At 68.7% G+C, this 16,687-nt stretch carries 15 protein-coding genes and 1 tRNA gene; 13 read left to right on the top strand and 3 right to left on the bottom strand.

The genetic code is table 11. The features are described 5' to 3' along the window. Positions 1 to 122: 122 nt before the first annotated feature. The 3 genes from OG338_RS18040 to OG338_RS18050 all read left to right on the top strand — a co-directional run bounded on the left by OG338_RS18040 (position 123) and on the right by OG338_RS18050 (position 3,337). Positions 123 to 671: a TetR/AcrR family transcriptional regulator gene (locus tag OG338_RS18040; RefSeq protein ID WP_405940457.1), complete on the top strand. Its 549-nt coding sequence runs from the start codon at positions 123 to 125 to the stop codon at positions 669 to 671. A 77-nt stretch (positions 672 to 748) separates the two neighbouring features. Continuing rightward, the gene (locus OG338_RS18045) at positions 749 to 2,209 is read left to right on the top strand and encodes a DHA2 family efflux MFS transporter permease subunit (RefSeq protein WP_405938311.1); all 1,461 of its coding nucleotides are present in this window, start codon (positions 749 to 751) and stop codon (positions 2,207 to 2,209) included. Positions 2,210 to 2,281: 72 nt separating this feature from the next. Further along, the gene (locus OG338_RS18050; protein WP_405938312.1) at positions 2,282 to 3,337 is read left to right on the top strand and encodes a UDP-N-acetylmuramate dehydrogenase; all 1,056 of its coding nucleotides are present in this window, start codon (positions 2,282 to 2,284) and stop codon (positions 3,335 to 3,337) included. Positions 3,338 to 3,399: 62 nt separating this feature from the next. On the opposite strand, the gene OG338_RS18055 is transcribed toward OG338_RS18050, so the two are convergent. Then, positions 3,400 to 4,035 carry an NAD(P)-dependent oxidoreductase gene (locus tag OG338_RS18055; protein WP_405938313.1) on the bottom strand — a complete coding sequence of 212 codons (636 nt, stop codon included), beginning with the start codon at positions 4,033 to 4,035 and terminating at the stop codon, positions 3,400 to 3,402. Between the two features lie 87 nt (positions 4,036 to 4,122). Here OG338_RS18055 and OG338_RS18060 point away from each other — a divergent pair, with 87 nt between their 5' ends. Continuing rightward, positions 4,123 to 4,722: a TetR/AcrR family transcriptional regulator gene (locus OG338_RS18060; RefSeq protein WP_405938314.1), complete on the top strand. Its 600-nt coding sequence runs from the start codon at positions 4,123 to 4,125 to the stop codon at positions 4,720 to 4,722. A 3-nt stretch (positions 4,723 to 4,725) separates the two neighbouring features. On the opposite strand, the gene OG338_RS18065 is transcribed toward OG338_RS18060, so the two are convergent. Together OG338_RS18065 and OG338_RS18070 are read right to left on the bottom strand one after the other, a co-directional pair. Continuing rightward, positions 4,726 to 5,766, bottom strand: coding sequence for an adenosine deaminase (locus OG338_RS18065; RefSeq protein ID WP_405938315.1), 1,041 nt, complete (start codon positions 5,764 to 5,766; stop codon positions 4,726 to 4,728). A gap of 125 nt (positions 5,767 to 5,891) precedes the next feature. Then, entirely contained in the window at positions 5,892 to 7,118 is a 1,227-nt protein-coding gene (locus tag OG338_RS18070; protein WP_405938316.1) for a pyridoxal phosphate-dependent aminotransferase, read from the bottom strand. A 224-nt stretch (positions 7,119 to 7,342) separates the two neighbouring features. Between OG338_RS18070 and OG338_RS18075 the strand changes: the two genes are divergently transcribed. From OG338_RS18075 to rpoB, 9 genes are all read left to right on the top strand, one after another. Continuing rightward, a tRNA-Trp gene (locus tag OG338_RS18075) sits at positions 7,343 to 7,415 on the top strand. A 106-nt stretch (positions 7,416 to 7,521) separates the two neighbouring features. Beyond that, entirely contained in the window at positions 7,522 to 7,809 is a 288-nt protein-coding gene (secE, locus tag OG338_RS18080) for a preprotein translocase subunit SecE (protein ID WP_018101263.1), read from the top strand. Positions 7,810 to 7,880: 71 nt separating this feature from the next. Continuing rightward, positions 7,881 to 8,723: a transcription termination/antitermination protein NusG gene (nusG, locus tag OG338_RS18085; protein ID WP_405938317.1), complete on the top strand. Its 843-nt coding sequence runs from the start codon at positions 7,881 to 7,883 to the stop codon at positions 8,721 to 8,723. 175 nt (positions 8,724 to 8,898) lie between these two features. Beyond that, positions 8,899 to 9,333 carry a 50S ribosomal protein L11 gene (gene rplK, locus OG338_RS18090; protein WP_018101261.1) on the top strand — a complete coding sequence of 145 codons (435 nt, stop codon included), beginning with the start codon at positions 8,899 to 8,901 and terminating at the stop codon, positions 9,331 to 9,333. Positions 9,334 to 9,412: 79 nt separating this feature from the next. Continuing rightward, the gene (gene rplA, locus OG338_RS18095) at positions 9,413 to 10,135 is read left to right on the top strand and encodes a 50S ribosomal protein L1 (protein ID WP_405938318.1); all 723 of its coding nucleotides are present in this window, start codon (positions 9,413 to 9,415) and stop codon (positions 10,133 to 10,135) included. 158 nt (positions 10,136 to 10,293) lie between these two features. Continuing rightward, positions 10,294 to 11,205, top strand: coding sequence for a hypothetical protein (locus OG338_RS18100; RefSeq protein WP_405938319.1), 912 nt, complete (start codon positions 10,294 to 10,296; stop codon positions 11,203 to 11,205). Positions 11,206 to 11,497: 292 nt separating this feature from the next. Then, positions 11,498 to 12,055 carry a 50S ribosomal protein L10 gene (gene rplJ / locus OG338_RS18105; RefSeq protein WP_018101258.1) on the top strand — a complete coding sequence of 186 codons (558 nt, stop codon included), beginning with the start codon at positions 11,498 to 11,500 and terminating at the stop codon, positions 12,053 to 12,055. A gap of 84 nt (positions 12,056 to 12,139) precedes the next feature. Beyond that, entirely contained in the window at positions 12,140 to 12,523 is a 384-nt protein-coding gene (rplL, locus tag OG338_RS18110) for a 50S ribosomal protein L7/L12 (protein WP_405938320.1), read from the top strand. Between the two features lie 562 nt (positions 12,524 to 13,085). Further along, positions 13,086 to 16,571 (top strand): DNA-directed RNA polymerase subunit beta, encoded by a 3,486-nt coding sequence (rpoB, locus tag OG338_RS18115; protein ID WP_018101256.1) that lies wholly within the window; start codon positions 13,086 to 13,088, stop codon positions 16,569 to 16,571. Positions 16,572 to 16,687 lie beyond the last annotated feature (116 nt).

Here is a 16,687-nt window from a genome sequence, read left to right on the forward strand (position 1 = left end):
TGCGATGTAAGGGGCACGGGCCATGGGGCCGTGCCCCTTACGCGTAACCCCGTTCCCAACTCCGGGCGACACCCCGCTTGACGAAGTTAGTGATTGGATACTAACTTACGGGCATGGCAAGGATGAGTGCAGATGAGCGACGCGAGAGTGTCATCCGCGCGGCGGTCACCGAGTTCGCCCGCGGCGGGTACAGCGCGACCTCCACCGCGGTGATCGCCCAGCGGGTGGGCGTTTCGCAGCCGTACCTCTTCCGCCTCTTCCCTAACAAGGAGGCGATGTTCCTCGCGGCGGCCGAGCGCTGCTTCGTGGAGACCCGGGAGGTGTTCGCCGCGGCGGCCGAGGGGCTGGAGGGCGAGGACGCGCTGCATGCCATGGCCCGCGCCTATCAGGAGCTGATCGCCGACGACCCCGAGAAGCTGCTCATGCAGATGCAGGTGTACGCGGCGGTCGCCGCCGCGGAGGCTGCCGGGGACCACGAGTTCGGCGAATCGGTGCGGGCCGGCTGGCTGGAGCTCTTCGACTCCGTCAACCTCGCGCTCGGCGCCGAGGCCAACGAGACCACCCAGTTCCTCGCGTACGGCATGCTCGCCAACACGCTGACCTCGCTCGGCTTTCCGGCCGGACACCGGATCTGGTCCGGTTTCTACGACTCCGCGCAGCCGGTCTCCTGAACGCGCACGGCCCCGGGCTCGGCCCGGTTTTCTGCCCGGAAAAGTTAGTAATGGATAACTAACCCTCAGGGGGAGCAGTGAACCAGCAATCGACAGGCCGTGCGGGAACGGCCTGGGCCCTCGTCATCACCAGCGTCGCCGGCTTCATGGCGGCACTCGACAACCTCGTCGTCACCACCGCCCTGCCGTCCATCCGCGAAAGCCTCGGCGGAGAGATGGAGGAGCTGGAGTGGACGGTCAACGCCTACACGCTCACCTTCGCCGTCCTGCTGATGTTCGGCGCCGCCCTCGGTGACCGCTTCGGCCGCCGCCGGCTCTTCCTCACCGGCCTCACCGTCTTCACCGGCGCCTCCGCCGCGGCCGCCCTCTCGCCCGGCATCAACGAACTCATCGCCTTCCGCGCCGTCCAGGGCGTCGGCGCCGCGATCATGATGCCGCTCACGCTCACCCTGCTCACCGCCGCCGTGGAGCCCGCCCGGCGGGGCATGGCGCTCGGCATCTTCAGCGCCGCGACCGGCCTCGCCGTGGCCAGTGGACCCCTGATCGGCGGCAGTCTCACCGAGCACATCTCCTGGCAGTGGATCTTCTGGCTCAACGTCCCGATCGGCCTGCTCCTGCTGCCGCTCGCCCGCTTCCGCCTCGCGGAGTCGTACGCCCCCGGCGCCCGGCTCGACGTCCCCGGCACCCTCCTCGTCAGCGGCGGCCTCTTCGGCCTCGTCTACGGCCTGGTCAACGCCAACGCCGACGGCTGGACCAGCCCGACCGTCCTGACCTCCCTCGTCGTCGGCATCGCGCTCATCGGCGCCTTCGTCCGCCACGGCTTCCGGGGCCGCAAGCCCATGCTCCCCATGCGGCTCTTCCGGGACCGAGGCTTCTTCGGGATCAACATCGCCGGCCTGCTGATGTACCTCGGGATGTTCGGTGCGATCTTCCTGCTCAGCCAGTACTTCCAGGGCGTCCTGGGCTACTCGCCGGCCGAGGCCGGGCTGCGGATGCTGCCCTGGACCGGCATGCCGATGATCGTCGCCCCCGTCGCCGGGATGCTCTCCGACCGGTTCGGCGGCCGCCCGGTGGTCGTGACCGGGCTCGCCCTCCAGGCGGCCGGCCTCGCCCTCTTCGCCATGACCATCGCCCCGGACGCGTCCTACGCCTCGCAGCTGCCCGCCCTGATCATCGGCGGCATCGGCATGGCCCTGTACTTCGCGCCGGCCGCCAGCCTGGTGATGTCCAGCGTCCGCCCCGGTGACCAGGGCATCGCGTCCGGCGCCAACAACGCCCTCCGCGAGGTCGGCGGCGCCCTCGGGGTCGCCGTGCTCACCACCGTCTTCGCCTCGCAGGGCGGCCTGGAGTCCGCGCGGTCCTTCACCGACGGCACCGTGCCCGCCGTCTGGATCGGCTCCGGCGTCGTCGCCCTGGCCGCGCTCGTCGCCCTGATGATCCCCGGCCGCCGCGCCGCCGGTACGCGGGAGACCGCCGCCGAGACGGCCGAGGGCGGCGCCGGCACCCACGCCGAGGAGCCGGTCTCCGTACCCGCCTGACGCACCCCGCACACACCACACGGTCCGTGGCCCCGCCCAGACGGCGGAGCCGCGGACCGTACCCTTGTCCCCGTGCAGGAACTCCACGACGCGCCCCTCGCCCCCCTGACCACCTTCCGGCTCGGCGGCCCCGCCCCCCGGCTTCTCACGGCCACCACGGACACCGAGGTGATCGACGCCGTGCGCGAGGCCGACGACAGCGGCACCCCGCTCCTGATCATCGGCGGCGGCAGCAATCTGGTCATCGGCGACAAGGGCTTCGAGGGCATCGCCCTGCGGATCGCCACCAAGGGCTTCGTCCTCGACGGCGGCTCCCTGGAACTGGCCGCGGGCGAGGTCTGGACCGACGCCGTCGCCCGCACCGTGGAAGCCGGTCTCGCGGGCCTCGAATGCCTGGCCGGCATCCCCGGCTCGGCGGGTGCGACGCCGATCCAGAACGTCGGGGCGTACGGACAGGAGGTGTCCGCCACCATCACGGAGGTCGTCGCCTACGACCGGCGCACCCGGGAAACGGTCGTCCTGCCCAACTCCGCGTGCGCGTTCTCCTACCGGCACAGCCGCTTCAAGGCCGACCCCGACCGGTATGTGGTGCTGCGCGTCCGCTTCGGCCTGGAGGAGGCCGGCGGGCTCTCGGCGCCCCTGAAGTACCCGGAGACCGCGCGGGCCATGGGCGTCCGGGAGGGTGACCGCGTTCCCGCCGCCGAGGCCCGCGAAACGGTGCTCCGGCTGCGTGCCGGCAAGGGCATGGTCCTCGACCCCGAGGACCACGACACCTGGTCGGCCGGGTCCTTCTTCACCAACCCGGTCCTGGAACAGGCCGAGTTCGACGCGTTCCTCGCCCGGGTCGCCGACCGGCTCGGCCCCGAGGTGACGCCCCCCGCCTTCCCCGCCGGCGACGGGCGCACCAAGACCTCCGCCGCCTGGCTCATCGACCGGGCCGGCTTCACCAAGGGCTACGGCACCGGACCCGCCCGCATCTCGACCAAGCACACGCTCGCCCTCACCAACCGGGGCGCGGCGACCACGGAGGACCTGCTCGCCCTCGCGCGAGAGGTCGTGGCCGGGGTGCACGCGGCCTTCGGCGTCACCCTGGTCAACGAGCCGGTGACGGTGGGCGTCAGCCTGTAGCGCGCCCGGGCCCCGTGCCCCGGGCGCCCCGGGCCGTCCGCGCCCCTGCCCCTCCCCGGGCCTCAGTACGCCACGCCCACGCCCTGCTTCACCGTCGCCGGGTCGCCGATCAGTGCCAGCGTCGCGTGGGCCACGTCGGCCCGCGAGATGGACCGGCCGCTGCGTGGGTTGCCGCCGACGACCGTGCGGTAGGTGCCCGTCAGGGGGCCGTTCGTCAGCTTGGGCGGCCGCACCGACGTCCAGTCCGTGGCGGAGGCCGCCAGCGCCGCCTCCATCGCGGTGAGATCCGCGTACACCTCCTTGAGGATCGCGCCGATCATCGACAGCATCATCCGGTCGAGCAGCGGCTCGCCGGCGGGCGTGGGGGCGACCGGGGCGGCGCTGACCACCAGCAGCCGCCGGGTGCCCTCCGCCTCCATGGCCGTCAGCACGGCACGGGTCAGCCGCTCGGCGATCCCGTCCGCCTTCCGGACCCTGGAGCCGAGGCCGGAGAGGACCGCGTCCCGGCCCGCCACCGCCTCCCGCAGCGCCTCCGGGTCGTCCACCCGGGCGGCGGTGTGCACCGTGATGTCCGAGAGCGGGACCGCGAGCCGGGCGGGATCGCGGACCACCGCCGTCACCTCGTGCCCCGCCGCCACCGCCTGGCGGACGATCTCCTGCCCGATACCGCCGGTCGCACCAAAAACCGTGAGCTTCATGGCACACCCCTTCGAGGTGGGTAAGTGTTCACTCACCTCTAGAGTGGGTGGGTAATCACTCACCCGTCAAGTCTTATCGGAGTGCTCATGGAGCAGAAGCCGGCCCGCGTCCGCCTCATCGACGCCGCCCACGAGCTCATGCTCACCAAGGGCCTGGCCCGGACCACCACCAAGGAGATCGCCAAGGCCGCCGGCTGCTCGGAGGCCGCGCTCTACAAGCACTTCCTCAGCAAGGAGGAGCTGTTCGTGGTGGTCCTCCAGGAACGGCTGCCCAGGACCGACCTGCGCGAACTCATCGCCGACCCGGGCGCGGGGGAGCGGTCCGTCGAGGAGAACCTCACCGGCATCGCCCGCCAGGCCGCCCTGTTCTACGAGCAGAGCTTCCCGATCGCCGCCTCCCTGTACGCCGAACCGAGGCTCAAGGAGCGCCACGACGCGGCCATGCGCGAACTGGGCACCGGCCCCCACCTGCCCATCCGCGGCGTCGACACGTATCTGCGGGCCGAACAGAGCGCCGGCCGCGTCCGGCCCGACGCCGACACCTACGCGGCCGCCTCCCTGCTCCTCGGCGCCTGCGCCCAGCGCGCGTTCGCCTACGACGCCACGGAGACCGGCGAGCCGCCCCAGCCGCTGGACGAATTCGCGGCGTCCCTGGCCCGCACCCTGCTCGGCGGCCTCGCCGGCTGAAGCTCAGCCCACCGGCCCGACCGTCCCCACCGGCCCCGCCAGCCACGCGTCGACCCCCGCCAGCAGCTCCGCCCGCACCGGCTCCGGCGCCGTCGAACCGCGCACCGACTGGCGGGCCAGCTCGGCCAGCTCCGTGTCGGTGAACGCGTGGTTGCGGCGCACCAGGTCGTACTGCGCGGCCAGCCGGGAGCCGAAGAGCAGCGGGTCGTCCGCGCCGAGGGCCAGCGGCACCCCCGCGTCGAACAGAGTGCGCAGGGGGACATCGGCGGGCTTCTCGTAGACGCCGAGCGCCACATTGGACGCGGGGCACACCTCGCAGGTCACCCCCGCCTCCGCGAGCCGGCGCAGCAGCCGGGGGTCCTCGGCGGCGCGCACCCCGTGCCCCACCCGGGCCGCGTCGAGGTCGTCCAGGCAGTCCCGGACGCTGGACGGACCCGACAGCTCGCCGCCGTGCGGAGCGGCCAGCAGACCGCCCTCCCGGGCGATGGCGAACGCCCGGTCGAAGTCACGGGCCATCCCGCGCCGCTCGTCGTTGGAGAGGCCGAAGCCGACGACGCCCCGGTCCGCGTACCGCACGGCGAGCCGCGCGAGGGTCCGCGCGTCCAGCGGGTGCTTCATCCGGTTCGCCGCGATGACCACCCGGATCGGCAGCCCGGTCTCGCGCGAGGCGGCGTCCACCGCGTCCAGAATGATCTCGATCGCCGGGATCAGGCCGCCGAGCAGGGGCGCGTACGAGGTGGGGTCGACCTGGATCTCCAGCCAGCCGGAGCCGTCCGCCACGTCCTCCTGGGCGGCCTCGCGGACCAAGCGCTGGATGTCCTCGGGGGCTCGCAGACAGGACCGGGCGATGTCGTAAAGCCGCTGGAAGCGGAACCAGCCCCGCTCGTCCGTGGCGCGCAGTTTGGGCGGCTCGCCGCCGGTCAGGGCCTCGGGCAGCCGCACCCCGTATTTGTCGGCGAGCTCCAGCAGCGTCGTGGGCCGCATCGACCCGGTGAAGTGCAGGTGCAGGTGGGCCTTGGGCAGCAGCCGTACATCACGTTCCATTGCAAGATCCTGCCGCACGGAGGGGGCGGTGCGGTAGCCGCTTTCTCCATCGAGTGCCCCCTCGAACGCGAAAGCGACCCCCGGTTCGGGCATCGGGGGTCGCTTTTACGGGAAGGGGGCGGCGATTACGCCTTCGCCTCGCCCAGCAGCTTCTGGAGCCGCGAGACGCCCTCGACCAGGTCGTCGTCGCCCAGCGCGTACGAAAGACGCAGGTAGCCCGGCGTGCCGAACGCCTCGCCCGGGACGACCGCTACCTCGGCCTCGTCCAGGATCAGCGCGGCCAGCTCCACCGAGGTCTGCGGGCGCTTGCCGCGGATCTCCTTGCCGAGCAGCTCCTTGACCGACGGGTACGCGTAGAACGCGCCCTCGGGCTCAGGGCAGAACACGCCGTCGATGTCGTTGAGCATCCGCACGATGGTCCGGCGGCGCCGGTCGAAGGCGGTGCGCATCTCGGCGACCGCGTCCAGGTCGCCGGAGACGGCGGCCAGCGCGGCGGCCTGCGAGACGTTGGCGACGTTGGACGTGGCGTGCGACTGGAGGTTGGTCGCGGCCTTCACGACGTCCTTGGGGCCGATGATCCAGCCGACCCGCCAGCCGGTCATCGCATACGTCTTGGCGACGCCGTTGACCACGATGCACTTGTCGCGCAGCTCCGGTACGGCCGCCGGCATCGAGGTGAACTTCGCATCCCCGTAGACCAGGTGCTCGTAGATCTCGTCGGTCATCACCCACAGGCCGTGCTCGACGGCCCAGCGGCCGATCGCCTCGGTGTCGGCCTCGCTGTAGACCGCGCCGGTCGGGTTCGACGGGGAGACGAACAGGACGACCTTCGTACGCTCGGTACGGGCCGCCTCCAGCTGCTCGACGGAGACCCGGTAACCGGTGGTCTCGTCGGCCACCACCTCCACTGGGACGCCGCCGGCCAGCCGGATCGACTCGGGATAGGTGGTCCAGTACGGGGCCGGGACGATGACCTCGTCGCCCGGGTCGAGGATCGCGGCGAACGCCTCGTAGATCGCCTGCTTGCCGCCGTTGGTCACCAGGATCTGGGACGCGTCGACCTCGTAACCGGAGTCGCGCAGTGTCTTCTCCGCGATGGCGGCCTTGAGCTCGGGGAGCCCGCCCGCCGGGGTATAGCGGTGGTACTTCGGGGTACGGCACGCCTCGACTGCGGCGTCCACGATGTAGCCGGGGGTCGGGAAGTCGGGCTCGCCGGCACCGAAGCCGATCACCGGGCGACCGGCGGCCTTGAGGGCCTTGGCCTTGGCGTCTACGGCGAGGGTGGCGGACTCGGAGATGGCACCGATGCGGGCGGAGACCCGGCGCTCGGACGGAGTGGTAGCAGCGCTCATGGCCCCATGCTCGCAGACCGTTTTCCGCGTCGGCACGGGGGTTTCAGGGACCGGACAGCACTCGGACAGCATGCGGACATGAAGCGACCAGGAGCGATCAGCAGCTTTCTGTTCGACGCCGGGCCGCTGAGCACGTACACTCTGCTGTCGTTGGCCTTCGCCAGCCGCACCGTTCCTGCACTCGGGTCTTCCGGGAGCATGCGGTAGGTTGGTGGAATCCACAAAGGGTCGTAGCTCAATTGGTAGAGCACTGGTCTCCAAAACCAGCGGTTGGGGGTTCAAGTCCCTCCGGCCCTGCTACACACTCCTTCGCCAGGATGTGTGCGCATGTACGTACTTCAATGCACCGCCGTGCGGCTCCACCGGGCGCGGCACGGCCACGACCCGGAATCAGGTGAGAAGCGTGACGGACGCCGTGGGCTCCATCGACAAGCCTGATGCCGAGGACGAGGCCCCCGAGTCCAAGAAGAAGACTCGGAAGGGCGGCAAGCGCGGCAAGAAGGGCCCGCTGGGCCGTCTCGCGCTCTTCTACCGCCAGATCGTCGCGGAGCTCCGCAAGGTCGTCTGGCCGACGCGCAACCAGCTGACGACGTACACCACTGTGGTGATTGCGTTCGTCGTCGTCATGATCGGCCTCGTAACCGTGATTGACTTCGGTTTCGCGCGGGTCATCAAGTACGTCTTCGGCTGATCCACGCGAAGGGCGCCTGATGGGCGCCCCTTTCGCATGTTCCACCCATATGTATTCAGGAAGAAGCCACCGTGTCTGACCCGAACCTGAACGACGCCGTCGAGCCGACGGCGGGCGCCTTCGAGTCCGCCGAGGACGAGCTCGACATCGTCGAGGCGGCGGACGCCGAGGAGTCGGACCAGGCCGAGGCCGCCGACGCCGACGAGGCCCCTGAGGCCGCCGACGAGGCGTCCGAGGACACCGCCGAGGAGACCGCGGACGCGGCCGACGAGGAGGAGGCCGAGCCGGCCGAGCCCGTCGACCCCGTCACGGCCCTGCGCGAGGAGCTTCGCGGGCTGCCGGGCGAGTGGTACGTCATCCACACGTACGCCGGTTACGAGAAGCGTGTGAAGGCCAACCTGGAGCAGCGCGCCGTCTCGCTGAACGTGGAGGAGTTCATCTATCAGGCCGAGGTGCCTGAGGAGGAAATCGTCCAGATCAAGAACGGCGAGCGCAAGAACGTCCGCCAGAACAAGCTCCCGGGCTACGTCCTGGTGCGCATGGACCTGACGAACGAGTCCTGGGGCGTCGTCCGCAACACCCCCGGTGTCACCGGCTTCGTGGGCAACGCCTACGACCCGTACCCGCTGACGCTGGACGAGATCGTCAAGATGCTCGCCCCGGAGGCCGAGGAGAAGGCAGCCCGCGAGGCCGCCGAGGCCGAGGGCAAGCCGGCTCCGGCCCGTAAGGTCGAGGTCCAGGTGCTGGACTTCGAGGTCGGCGACTCGGTCACCGTCACCGACGGCCCGTTCGCGACGCTCCAGGCGACGATCAACGAGATCAACGCCGACTCGAAGAAGGTCAAGGGCCTCGTCGAGATCTTCGGTCGCGAGACCCCGGTCGAGCTGAGCTTCGACCAGATCCAGAAGAACTGAGCTTTCCGCCCGTTTCTGGACACATGCCTACCGAGCAGGTCAGACAGGCTCCCGCAGCCGGTCTGACCTGCTTGGTTTTTGGTCGCACGGCTATACCCGTTATCGTTGTGCGGTATGCCTGCATCCGGATGACCGGATGAAGGCGAAAACTCTCACTAGGACCCGGAGAGAGCACATGCCTCCCAAGAAGAAGAAGGTCACGGGGCTTATCAAGCTCCAGATCAACGCCGGTGCGGCCAACCCGGCCCCGCCGGTCGGCCCCGCACTGGGTCAGCACGGCGTCAACATCATGGAGTTCTGCAAGGCCTACAACGCCGCGACCGAGTCGCAGCGTGGCATGGTCGTGCCGGTGGAGATCACGGTCTACGAGGACCGCTCCTTCACCTTCATCACCAAGACTCCGCCGGCCGCCAAGCTGATCCTCAAGGCCGCGGGTGTGGAGAAGGGCTCCGGCGAGCCGCACAAGACCAAGGTCGCCAAGCTGACGGCTGCCCAGGTCCGCGAGATCGCCACGACGAAGCTCCCCGACCTGAACGCCAACGACCTCGACGCCGCGTCGAAGATCATCGCCGGCACCGCCCGTTCCATGGGCATCACGGTCGAAGGCTGATTCAGCCCCACGCCCTCAGTGGTAGGACCGGCGCTGGTCCGCACCACGACTCCACACTCTGAAACCATCAGGAGTAGAAGTGAAGCGCAGCAAGAACCTCCGCGCTGCGGACGCCAAGATCGACCGGGAGCGCCTGTACGCCCCGCTTGAGGCCGTCCGTATCGCCAAGGAGACCGCCACCACGAAGTTCGACGGCACCGTCGAGGTCGCCTTCCGCCTGGGTGTCGACCCGCGCAAGGCCGACCAGATGGTCCGCGGCACCGTGAACCTCCCGCACGGCACCGGCAAGACCGCCCGGGTCCTGGTCTTCGCGACCGGTGACCGTGCTGCGGCCGCGGAAGCCGCCGGCGCCGACATCGTCGGCTCCGACGAGCTCATCGACGAGGTGGCGAAGGGCCGTCTGGACTTCGACGCCGTCGTCGCGACCCCGGACCTCATGGGCAAGGTCGGCCGCCTCGGCCGCGTGCTCGGTCCGCGTGGTCTGATGCCGAACCCGAAGACCGGTACGGTCACCCCCGATGTCGTGAAGGCTGTCAACGACATCAAGGGCGGCAAGATCGAGTTCCGCGTCGACAAGCACTCGAACCTGCACTTCATCATCGGCAAGGTCTCCTTCGACGAGACCAAGCTGGTGGAGAACTACGCAGCGGCGCTGGAAGAGGTCCTCCGCCTCAAGCCGTCCGCGGCGAAGGGCCGCTACATCAAGAAGGCCGCCCTGGCGACCACGATGGGCCCCGGCATCCCGCTGGACTCCAACCGCACCCGTAACCTCCTCGTCGAGGAGGACCCGGCCGCCGTCTGAGCCTCCGCGCTCGTACGACCGTCGTGTTACGTGTGACATGGGACGGGCCCCGCAACCTTTCGAGGTGCGGGGCCCGTCCTCATTCGTACGTGGACATGACTGTCGGAGCCCTGCGTTAGCGTGGGTGACCGAGAGTCGAACGAGGGGTGGAATCTCAGATGCTGACCAATACCGTACGGCGCGTGGGCCTGTCCGTCGCTGTGGCCGCGGCGCTGACCTCGGTCGCGGCCTGTGGCGGCTCGGACGACGGGGGCGGCAAGGACGGCGCCAAGAAGGACAGCGCCGCCCGCTCCGTGGCGAAGGTCGACCCGATCGCCGCGCTGGTCGCCGTCCAGAAGAAGACCGGCCAGGCGCACTCGGCCCGGGTCGAGGGCGAGACCAGCATGGGCAGCGCGATGTCCATGAAGCAGTCGGGTGTCATGGACTGGTCCGACGGGATCACCGGCTCCATGAAAATCACGTACACCGGCGGCACCATGGCCGACGCCATGAAGCAGGCCGGCGGCAGCGGCACCATGGAGGCCCGCTACTTCAAGGACGGGTACGCGGCGGACATGGGCGAGGCCATGTCCCAGCAGACCGGCGGCAAGCGCTGGATCAGCTACAGCTACGACGACCTGGAGAAGATGGCCGGCGCCTCGGGGGCGGCGCTGAAGGACCAGATGCAGAACAGCACCCCCGAGCAGGGCGTGAAGTCGCTGCTGGCCTCCGGCGACGTGAAGAAGGTCGGCAAGGAGGACGTCCGCGGCGTCAGCACCACGCACTACGCGGGCACGGTCGACGTCGCCGCCCTGACCGCCAAGAACAGCAGCCTCGGCGCCGACGAGATCGACGCCCTCAAGAAGCAGCTGGCGGACGCGGGCGTCACCACGGAGACCGTCGACATATGGGTCGACGACAACGACCTGCTGGTCAAGAAGACCGAGCGCGGCGAGATGAAGACCGGCGAGCTCAACTCCACGGTGTACTACAGCGACTACGGCACCAAGGTCTCCGTCGAGCGCCCGCCGGCCGCCGAGACCGTCGACTTCGCCGAGCTGATGAAGCAGCAGCAGGGAGCCGCTTCGTAACCCGGTTCCGGCGAGTTCAAACCTCCCCGCACCACCCGAAGCGGGACGGACTTGCCCGGCGCGACCCGAGTCGCGTACTCTCCTGAGGAAGCCAAAGACCGCTGGTCGTTTCTTGAATCTGCGATGGATTCAGGCAACCGAAGGCTCCGTTGATGCGGACGACCTGCGCAGGTGACTGTGGAGAGCTCCCGGACTTCGTTCGGTCGAGCTACGCCCTGGCGCCTGCGCCGGGGCGTTTCGTCTTTCCGGTCCCTTTCGAGCGGTCCTCATCACCCGGAAGGAGGCCGACGCTATGGCTAGGCCCGACAAGGCTGCTGCGGTAGCCGAGCTCGCGGACCAGTTCCGCAGCTCGAACGCCGCCGTGCTGACCGAGTACCGGGGTCTCACCGTGGCACAGCTCAAGCAGCTGCGCCGTTCGCTCGGTGAGAACGCCCAGTACGCCGTGGTGAAGAACACGCTGACCAAGATTGCGGCCAACGAGGCCGGGATCGACACGCTGGACGACCTGTTCGCAGGTCCGACGGCGGTTGCCTTCGTCACCGGTGACCCGGTGGAGTCGGCGAAGGGTCTTCGTGACTTCGCCAAGGACAACCCGAACCTGATCATCAAGGGCGGTGTCCTTGACGGCAAGGCGCTGTCCGCCGATGACATCAAGCAGCTCGCGGACCTTGAGTCCCGCGAGGTTCTGCTCGCCAAGCTGGCCGGTGCCATGAAGGGCAAGCAGACTCAGGCTGCGCAGCTCTTCCAGGCGCTGCCGTCGAAGTTCGTCCGCACCGCGGAAGCGCTTCGCGTCAAGCTGGAGGAGCAGGGCGGTGCCGGTACGCCGGCTCCCGCCGAGGCCGCCGAGTAATCACGCTCAGCGGTCCAGCGGGCACCGTGTACGCCCGCCGACACATACATCCGGCACCTGCCGAATAGTGGAAGGACGCCTGTCATGGCGAAGCTGTCCCAGGAAGACCTGCTCGCTCAGTTCGAGGAGCTCACCCTCATCGAGCTCGCCGAGTTCGTGAAGGCCTTCGAGGAGAAGTTCGACGTCACCGCCGCCGCGGCCGTCGCCGTCGCGGGCCCCGCCGGCCCGGGCGCCACCGCCGAGGCCGTTGAGGAGAAGGACGAGTTCGACGTCATCCTCACCGCCGCCGGTGACAAGAAGATCCAGGTCATCAAGGTCGTGCGCGAGCTGACCTCCCTCGGCCTGAAGGAGGCCAAGGACCTGGTGGACGGCGCCCCGAAGCCCGTCCTGGAGAAGGTCGCGAAGGACGCCGCGGAGAAGGCTGCCGAGTCCCTCAAGGGCGCCGGCGCCTCCGTCGAGGTCAAGTGACCCGAGGAGTCGTCTGACTCCTCAGGACCCCCGTGCCGCGAGGCGCGGAGTCACATCGCGAAAGGCGATCACCCGTACGGGTGATCGCCTTTCGGCGTACCGGAGGAGGGTGCCTTGCCCTTCCCGCGTTGACGAGTATGGTGATCTTCGCCGTGCGCCTCTCGCGAGGCCCGAGGGCGGCCGGGGCCGAGGGGGCCCTTGACGAACCGCACGCGGCGCGCAATTCTCAAGGCGCGTCGTCGAATCGATCCGAATCCGAGGCATGGATCGATGGCGAAGCGGGCAGTAAGGAAGGGCGCACCTCGCGCAGGGCTGGACATAGGTGTTGAGAAGAGCTGTTGAGAGCAACGTGGGTCTCTGAAAACCCCGACTGGACATCAGTGTGGCACTTGGCTACACTGACCCTTTGCGCTGCCTGTTAGCTGCCTCCTGCCCGTCACCAGGGGCATACCCATCTTGAGCATCGTGGACAGATCATCCCTGACCTGGGATTTTCTGCCCTCATGTCCAATTTGGGACCGGTACGCGCGTAGTGAGTCCGAGCCCTCGGAAGGACCCCCTCTTGGCCGCCTCGCGCAACGCCTCGACCGCGAATACGAACAACGGCGCCAGCACCGCCCCGCTGCGCATCTCTTTTGCAAAGATCAAGGAGCCCCTCGAGGTTCCGAACCTCCTCGCGCTGCAGACCGAGAGCTTTGACTGGCTCCTCGGCAACGCCGCCTGGAAGGCTCGCGTCGAGGCTGCTCTGGACAGTGGACAAGACGTCCCCACCAAGTCCGGCCTGGAGGAGATCTTCGAGGAGATCTCTCCGATCGAGGACTTCTCCGGGTCGATGTCGCTCACGTTCCGCGACCACCGCTTCGAGCCCCCCAAGAACTCGATCGACGAGTGCAAGGAGCGCGACTTCACGTTCGCCGCCCCGCTCTTCGTCACGGCCGAGTTCACCAACAACGAGACCGGCGAGATCAAGTCCCAGACGGTCTTCATGGGCGACTTCCCGCTCATGACCAACAAGGGCACCTTCGTCATCAACGGCACCGAGCGTGTCGTGGTGTCGCAGCTGGTCCGCTCGCCGGGTGTCTACTTCGACTCCTCGATCGACAAGACGTCCGACAAGGACATCTTCTCCGCCAAGATCATCCCCTCCCGGGGTGCCTGGCTGGAGATGGAGATCGACAAGCGCGACATGGTCGGTGTCCGCATCGACCGTAAGCGCAAGCAGTCGGTCACCGTCCTCCTGAAGGCGCTCGGCTGGAGCACCGAGCAGATCCTTGAGGAGTTCGGCGAGTACGAGTCCATGCGCGCCACCCTGGAGAAGGACCACACCCAGGGCCAGGACGACGCGCTGCTCGACATCTACCGCAAGCTCCGCCCGGGCGAGCCGCCCACCCGCGAGGCCGCTCAGACGCTGCTGGAGAACCTCTACTTCAACCCGAAGCGCTACGACCTCGCGAAGGTCGGCCGCTACAAGGTGAACAAGAAGCTCGGCGCGGACGAGCCGCTGGACGCCGGCGTGCTCACCACCGACGACGTCATCGCGACCATCAAGTACCTGGTCAAGCTGCACGCCGGTGAGACCGAGACGGTCGGCGAGTCCGGCCGGACGATCGTCGTCGAGACCGACGACATCGACCACTTCGGCAACCGCCGCCTGCGCAACGTCGGCGAGCTCATCCAGAACCAGGTCCGTACGGGTCTCGCCCGTATGGAGCGCGTCGTGCGCGAGCGCATGACCACCCAGGACGTCGAGGCGATCACGCCGCAGACCCTGATCAACATCCGGCCGGTCGTCGCCTCCATCAAGGAGTTCTTCGGCACCAGCCAGCTGTCGCAGTTCATGGACCAGAACAACCCGCTGTCGGGTCTCACCCACAAGCGCCGTCTGTCGGCTCTTGGCCCGGGTGGTCTCTCCCGTGAGCGGGCCGGCTTCGAGGTTCGAGACGTGCACCCGTCCCACTACGGACGCATGTGCCCGATCGAGACCCCCGAAGGCCCGAACATCGGTCTGATCGGTTCGCTCGCCTCGTACGGCCGCGTCAACGCGTTCGGCTTCATCGAGACGCCGTACCGCAAGGTGGTCGACGGCCAGGTCACCGACGAGGTCGACTACGTCACCGCCGACGAGGAAGACCGTTTCGTCATCGCTCAGGCGAACGCGACGCTCTCCGACGACCTGCGCTTCACCGAGCCCCGCGTCCTGGTCCGCCGTCGTGGCGGCGAGGTCGACTACGTCCCCGGTGGCGAGGTCGACTACATGGACGTCTCGCCGCGCCAGATGGTGTCCGTCGCGACCGCGATGATCCCCTTCCTGGAGCACGACGACGCCAACCGTGCCCTCATGGGCGCGAACATGATGCGCCAGGCCGTTCCGCTCATCAAGAGCGAGGCGCCGCTCGTCGGCACCGGCATGGAGTACCGCTGCGCCACCGACGCCGGTGACGTGCTGAAGGCCGAGAAGGACGGTGTGGTCCAGGAGGTCTCCGCGGACTACATCACCGTCACGAACGACGACGGTACGTACACCACGTACCGCATCGCCAAGTTCATGCGCTCCAACCAGGGCACCTCGGTCAACCAGAAGGTCGTCGTCTCCGAGGGCGACCGCGTCATCGAGGGCCAGGTTCTCGCCGACGGCCCGGCCACCGAGTTCGGTGAGATGGCGCTCGGCAAGAACCTGCTCGTGGCGTTCATGCCGTGGGAGGGTCACAACTACGAGGACGCGATCATCCTGTCGCAGCGCCTCGTGCAGGACGACGTCCTCTCCTCGATCCACATCGAGGAGCACGAGGTCGACGCCCGTGACACCAAGCTCGGCCCCGAGGAGATCACCCGGGACATCCCGAACGTCTCCGAGGAGGTCCTCGCCGACCTGGACGAGCGCGGCATCATCCGTATCGGTGCCGAGGTCGTCGCCGGCGACATCCTCGTCGGCAAGGTCACGCCCAAGGGCGAGACCGAGCTGACCCCCGAGGAGCGCCTGCTCCGCGCGATCTTCGGTGAGAAGGCGCGCGAGGTCCGCGACACCTCGCTGAAGGTGCCGCACGGCGAGATCGGCAAGGTCATCGGCGTCCGCGTCTTCGACCGCGAAGAGGGCGACGAGCTGCCGCCGGGCGTGAACCAGCTGGTCCGCGTCTACGTCGCGCAGAAGCGCAAGATCACCGACGGTGACAAGCTCGCCGGCCGGCACGGCAACAAGGGCGTCATCTCGAAGATCCTGCCGATCGAGGACATGCCGTTCCTGGAGGACGGCACCCCGGTCGACATCATCCTCAACCCGCTGGGTGTCCCGTCCCGAATGAACCCGGGACAGGTCCTGGAGATCCACCTCGGCTGGCTCGCCAGCCGCGGCTGGGACGTCTCCGGCCTCGGTGACGAGTGGGCCAAGCGCCTCCAGGCCATCGGCGCCGACCAGGTCGCCCCCGGCACCAACGTCGCCACGCCCGTCTTCGACGGCGCGCGCGAGGACGAGATCTCCGGTCTCTTCGAGGCCACGATCCCGAACCGCGACGGCATGCGTCTGGTGCAGCCCTCCGGCAAGGCCAAGCTGTTCGACGGCCGCTCCGGCGAGCCGTTCCCGGACCCGGTCTCGGTCGGCTACATGTACATCCTCAAGCTGCACCACCTGGTCGACGACAAGCTCCACGCCCGCTCGACCGGCCCGTACTCCATGATCACGCAGCAGCCGCTGGGTGGTAAGGCGCAGTTCGGTGGGCAGCGATTCGGTGAGATGGAGGTGTGGGCCCTTGAGGCTTACGGCGCCGCTTACGCCCTCCAGGAACTGCTGACGATCAAGTCCGACGACGTCACCGGCCGTGTGAAGGTCTACGAGGCGATCGTCAAGGGCGAGAACATCCCCGAGCCGGGCATTCCCGAGTCCTTCAAGGTGCTCATCAAGGAAATGCAGTCGCTCTGCCTCAACGTGGAGGTGCTGTCCTCGGACGGCATGTCCATCGAGATGCGCGACACGGACGAGGACGTCTTCCGCGCGGCGGAGGAGCTCGGTATCGACCTGTCCCGGCGCGAGCCGAGCAGCGTCGAAGAGGTCTGACGGGTTGGCCGGCCGGATCCCCGTGATCCGGCCGGCTCTCCCCGGACCCGTTCAGACCATTGCTGAAGTGCCCCGATTTACTCGCGTGACGCGAGGGGGCTCGAACCCCCGAAAGA

This window comes from Streptomyces sp. NBC_00726, assembly GCF_045161735.1.
In the GTDB taxonomy this organism is placed as follows: Bacteria; Actinomycetota; Actinomycetes; order Streptomycetales; family Streptomycetaceae; genus Streptomyces.

What these genes read in the sequence shown, in the direction of transcription:
- OG338_RS18040 (WP_405940457.1), top strand. Translation starts at nt 123, where the DNA reads ATGAGTGCAGATGAGCGACGCGAGAGTGTCATCCGCGCGGCGGTCACC.
- OG338_RS18055 (WP_405938313.1), bottom strand. Translation starts at nt 4,035, where the DNA reads ATGAAGCTCACGGTTTTTGGTGCGACCGGCGGTATCGGGCAGGAGATC.
- OG338_RS18060 (WP_405938314.1), top strand. Translation starts at nt 4,123, where the DNA reads ATGGAGCAGAAGCCGGCCCGCGTCCGCCTCATCGACGCCGCCCACGAG.
- OG338_RS18065 (WP_405938315.1), bottom strand. Translation starts at nt 5,766, where the DNA reads ATGGAACGTGATGTACGGCTGCTGCCCAAGGCCCACCTGCACCTGCAC.
- OG338_RS18070 (WP_405938316.1), bottom strand. Translation starts at nt 7,118, where the DNA reads ATGAGCGCTGCTACCACTCCGTCCGAGCGCCGGGTCTCCGCCCGCATC.
- rplK (WP_018101261.1), top strand. Translation starts at nt 8,899, where the DNA reads ATGCCTCCCAAGAAGAAGAAGGTCACGGGGCTTATCAAGCTCCAGATC.
- OG338_RS18100 (WP_405938319.1), top strand. Translation starts at nt 10,294, where the DNA reads ATGCTGACCAATACCGTACGGCGCGTGGGCCTGTCCGTCGCTGTGGCC.
- rplJ (WP_018101258.1), top strand. Translation starts at nt 11,498, where the DNA reads ATGGCTAGGCCCGACAAGGCTGCTGCGGTAGCCGAGCTCGCGGACCAG.
- rplL (WP_405938320.1), top strand. Translation starts at nt 12,140, where the DNA reads ATGGCGAAGCTGTCCCAGGAAGACCTGCTCGCTCAGTTCGAGGAGCTC.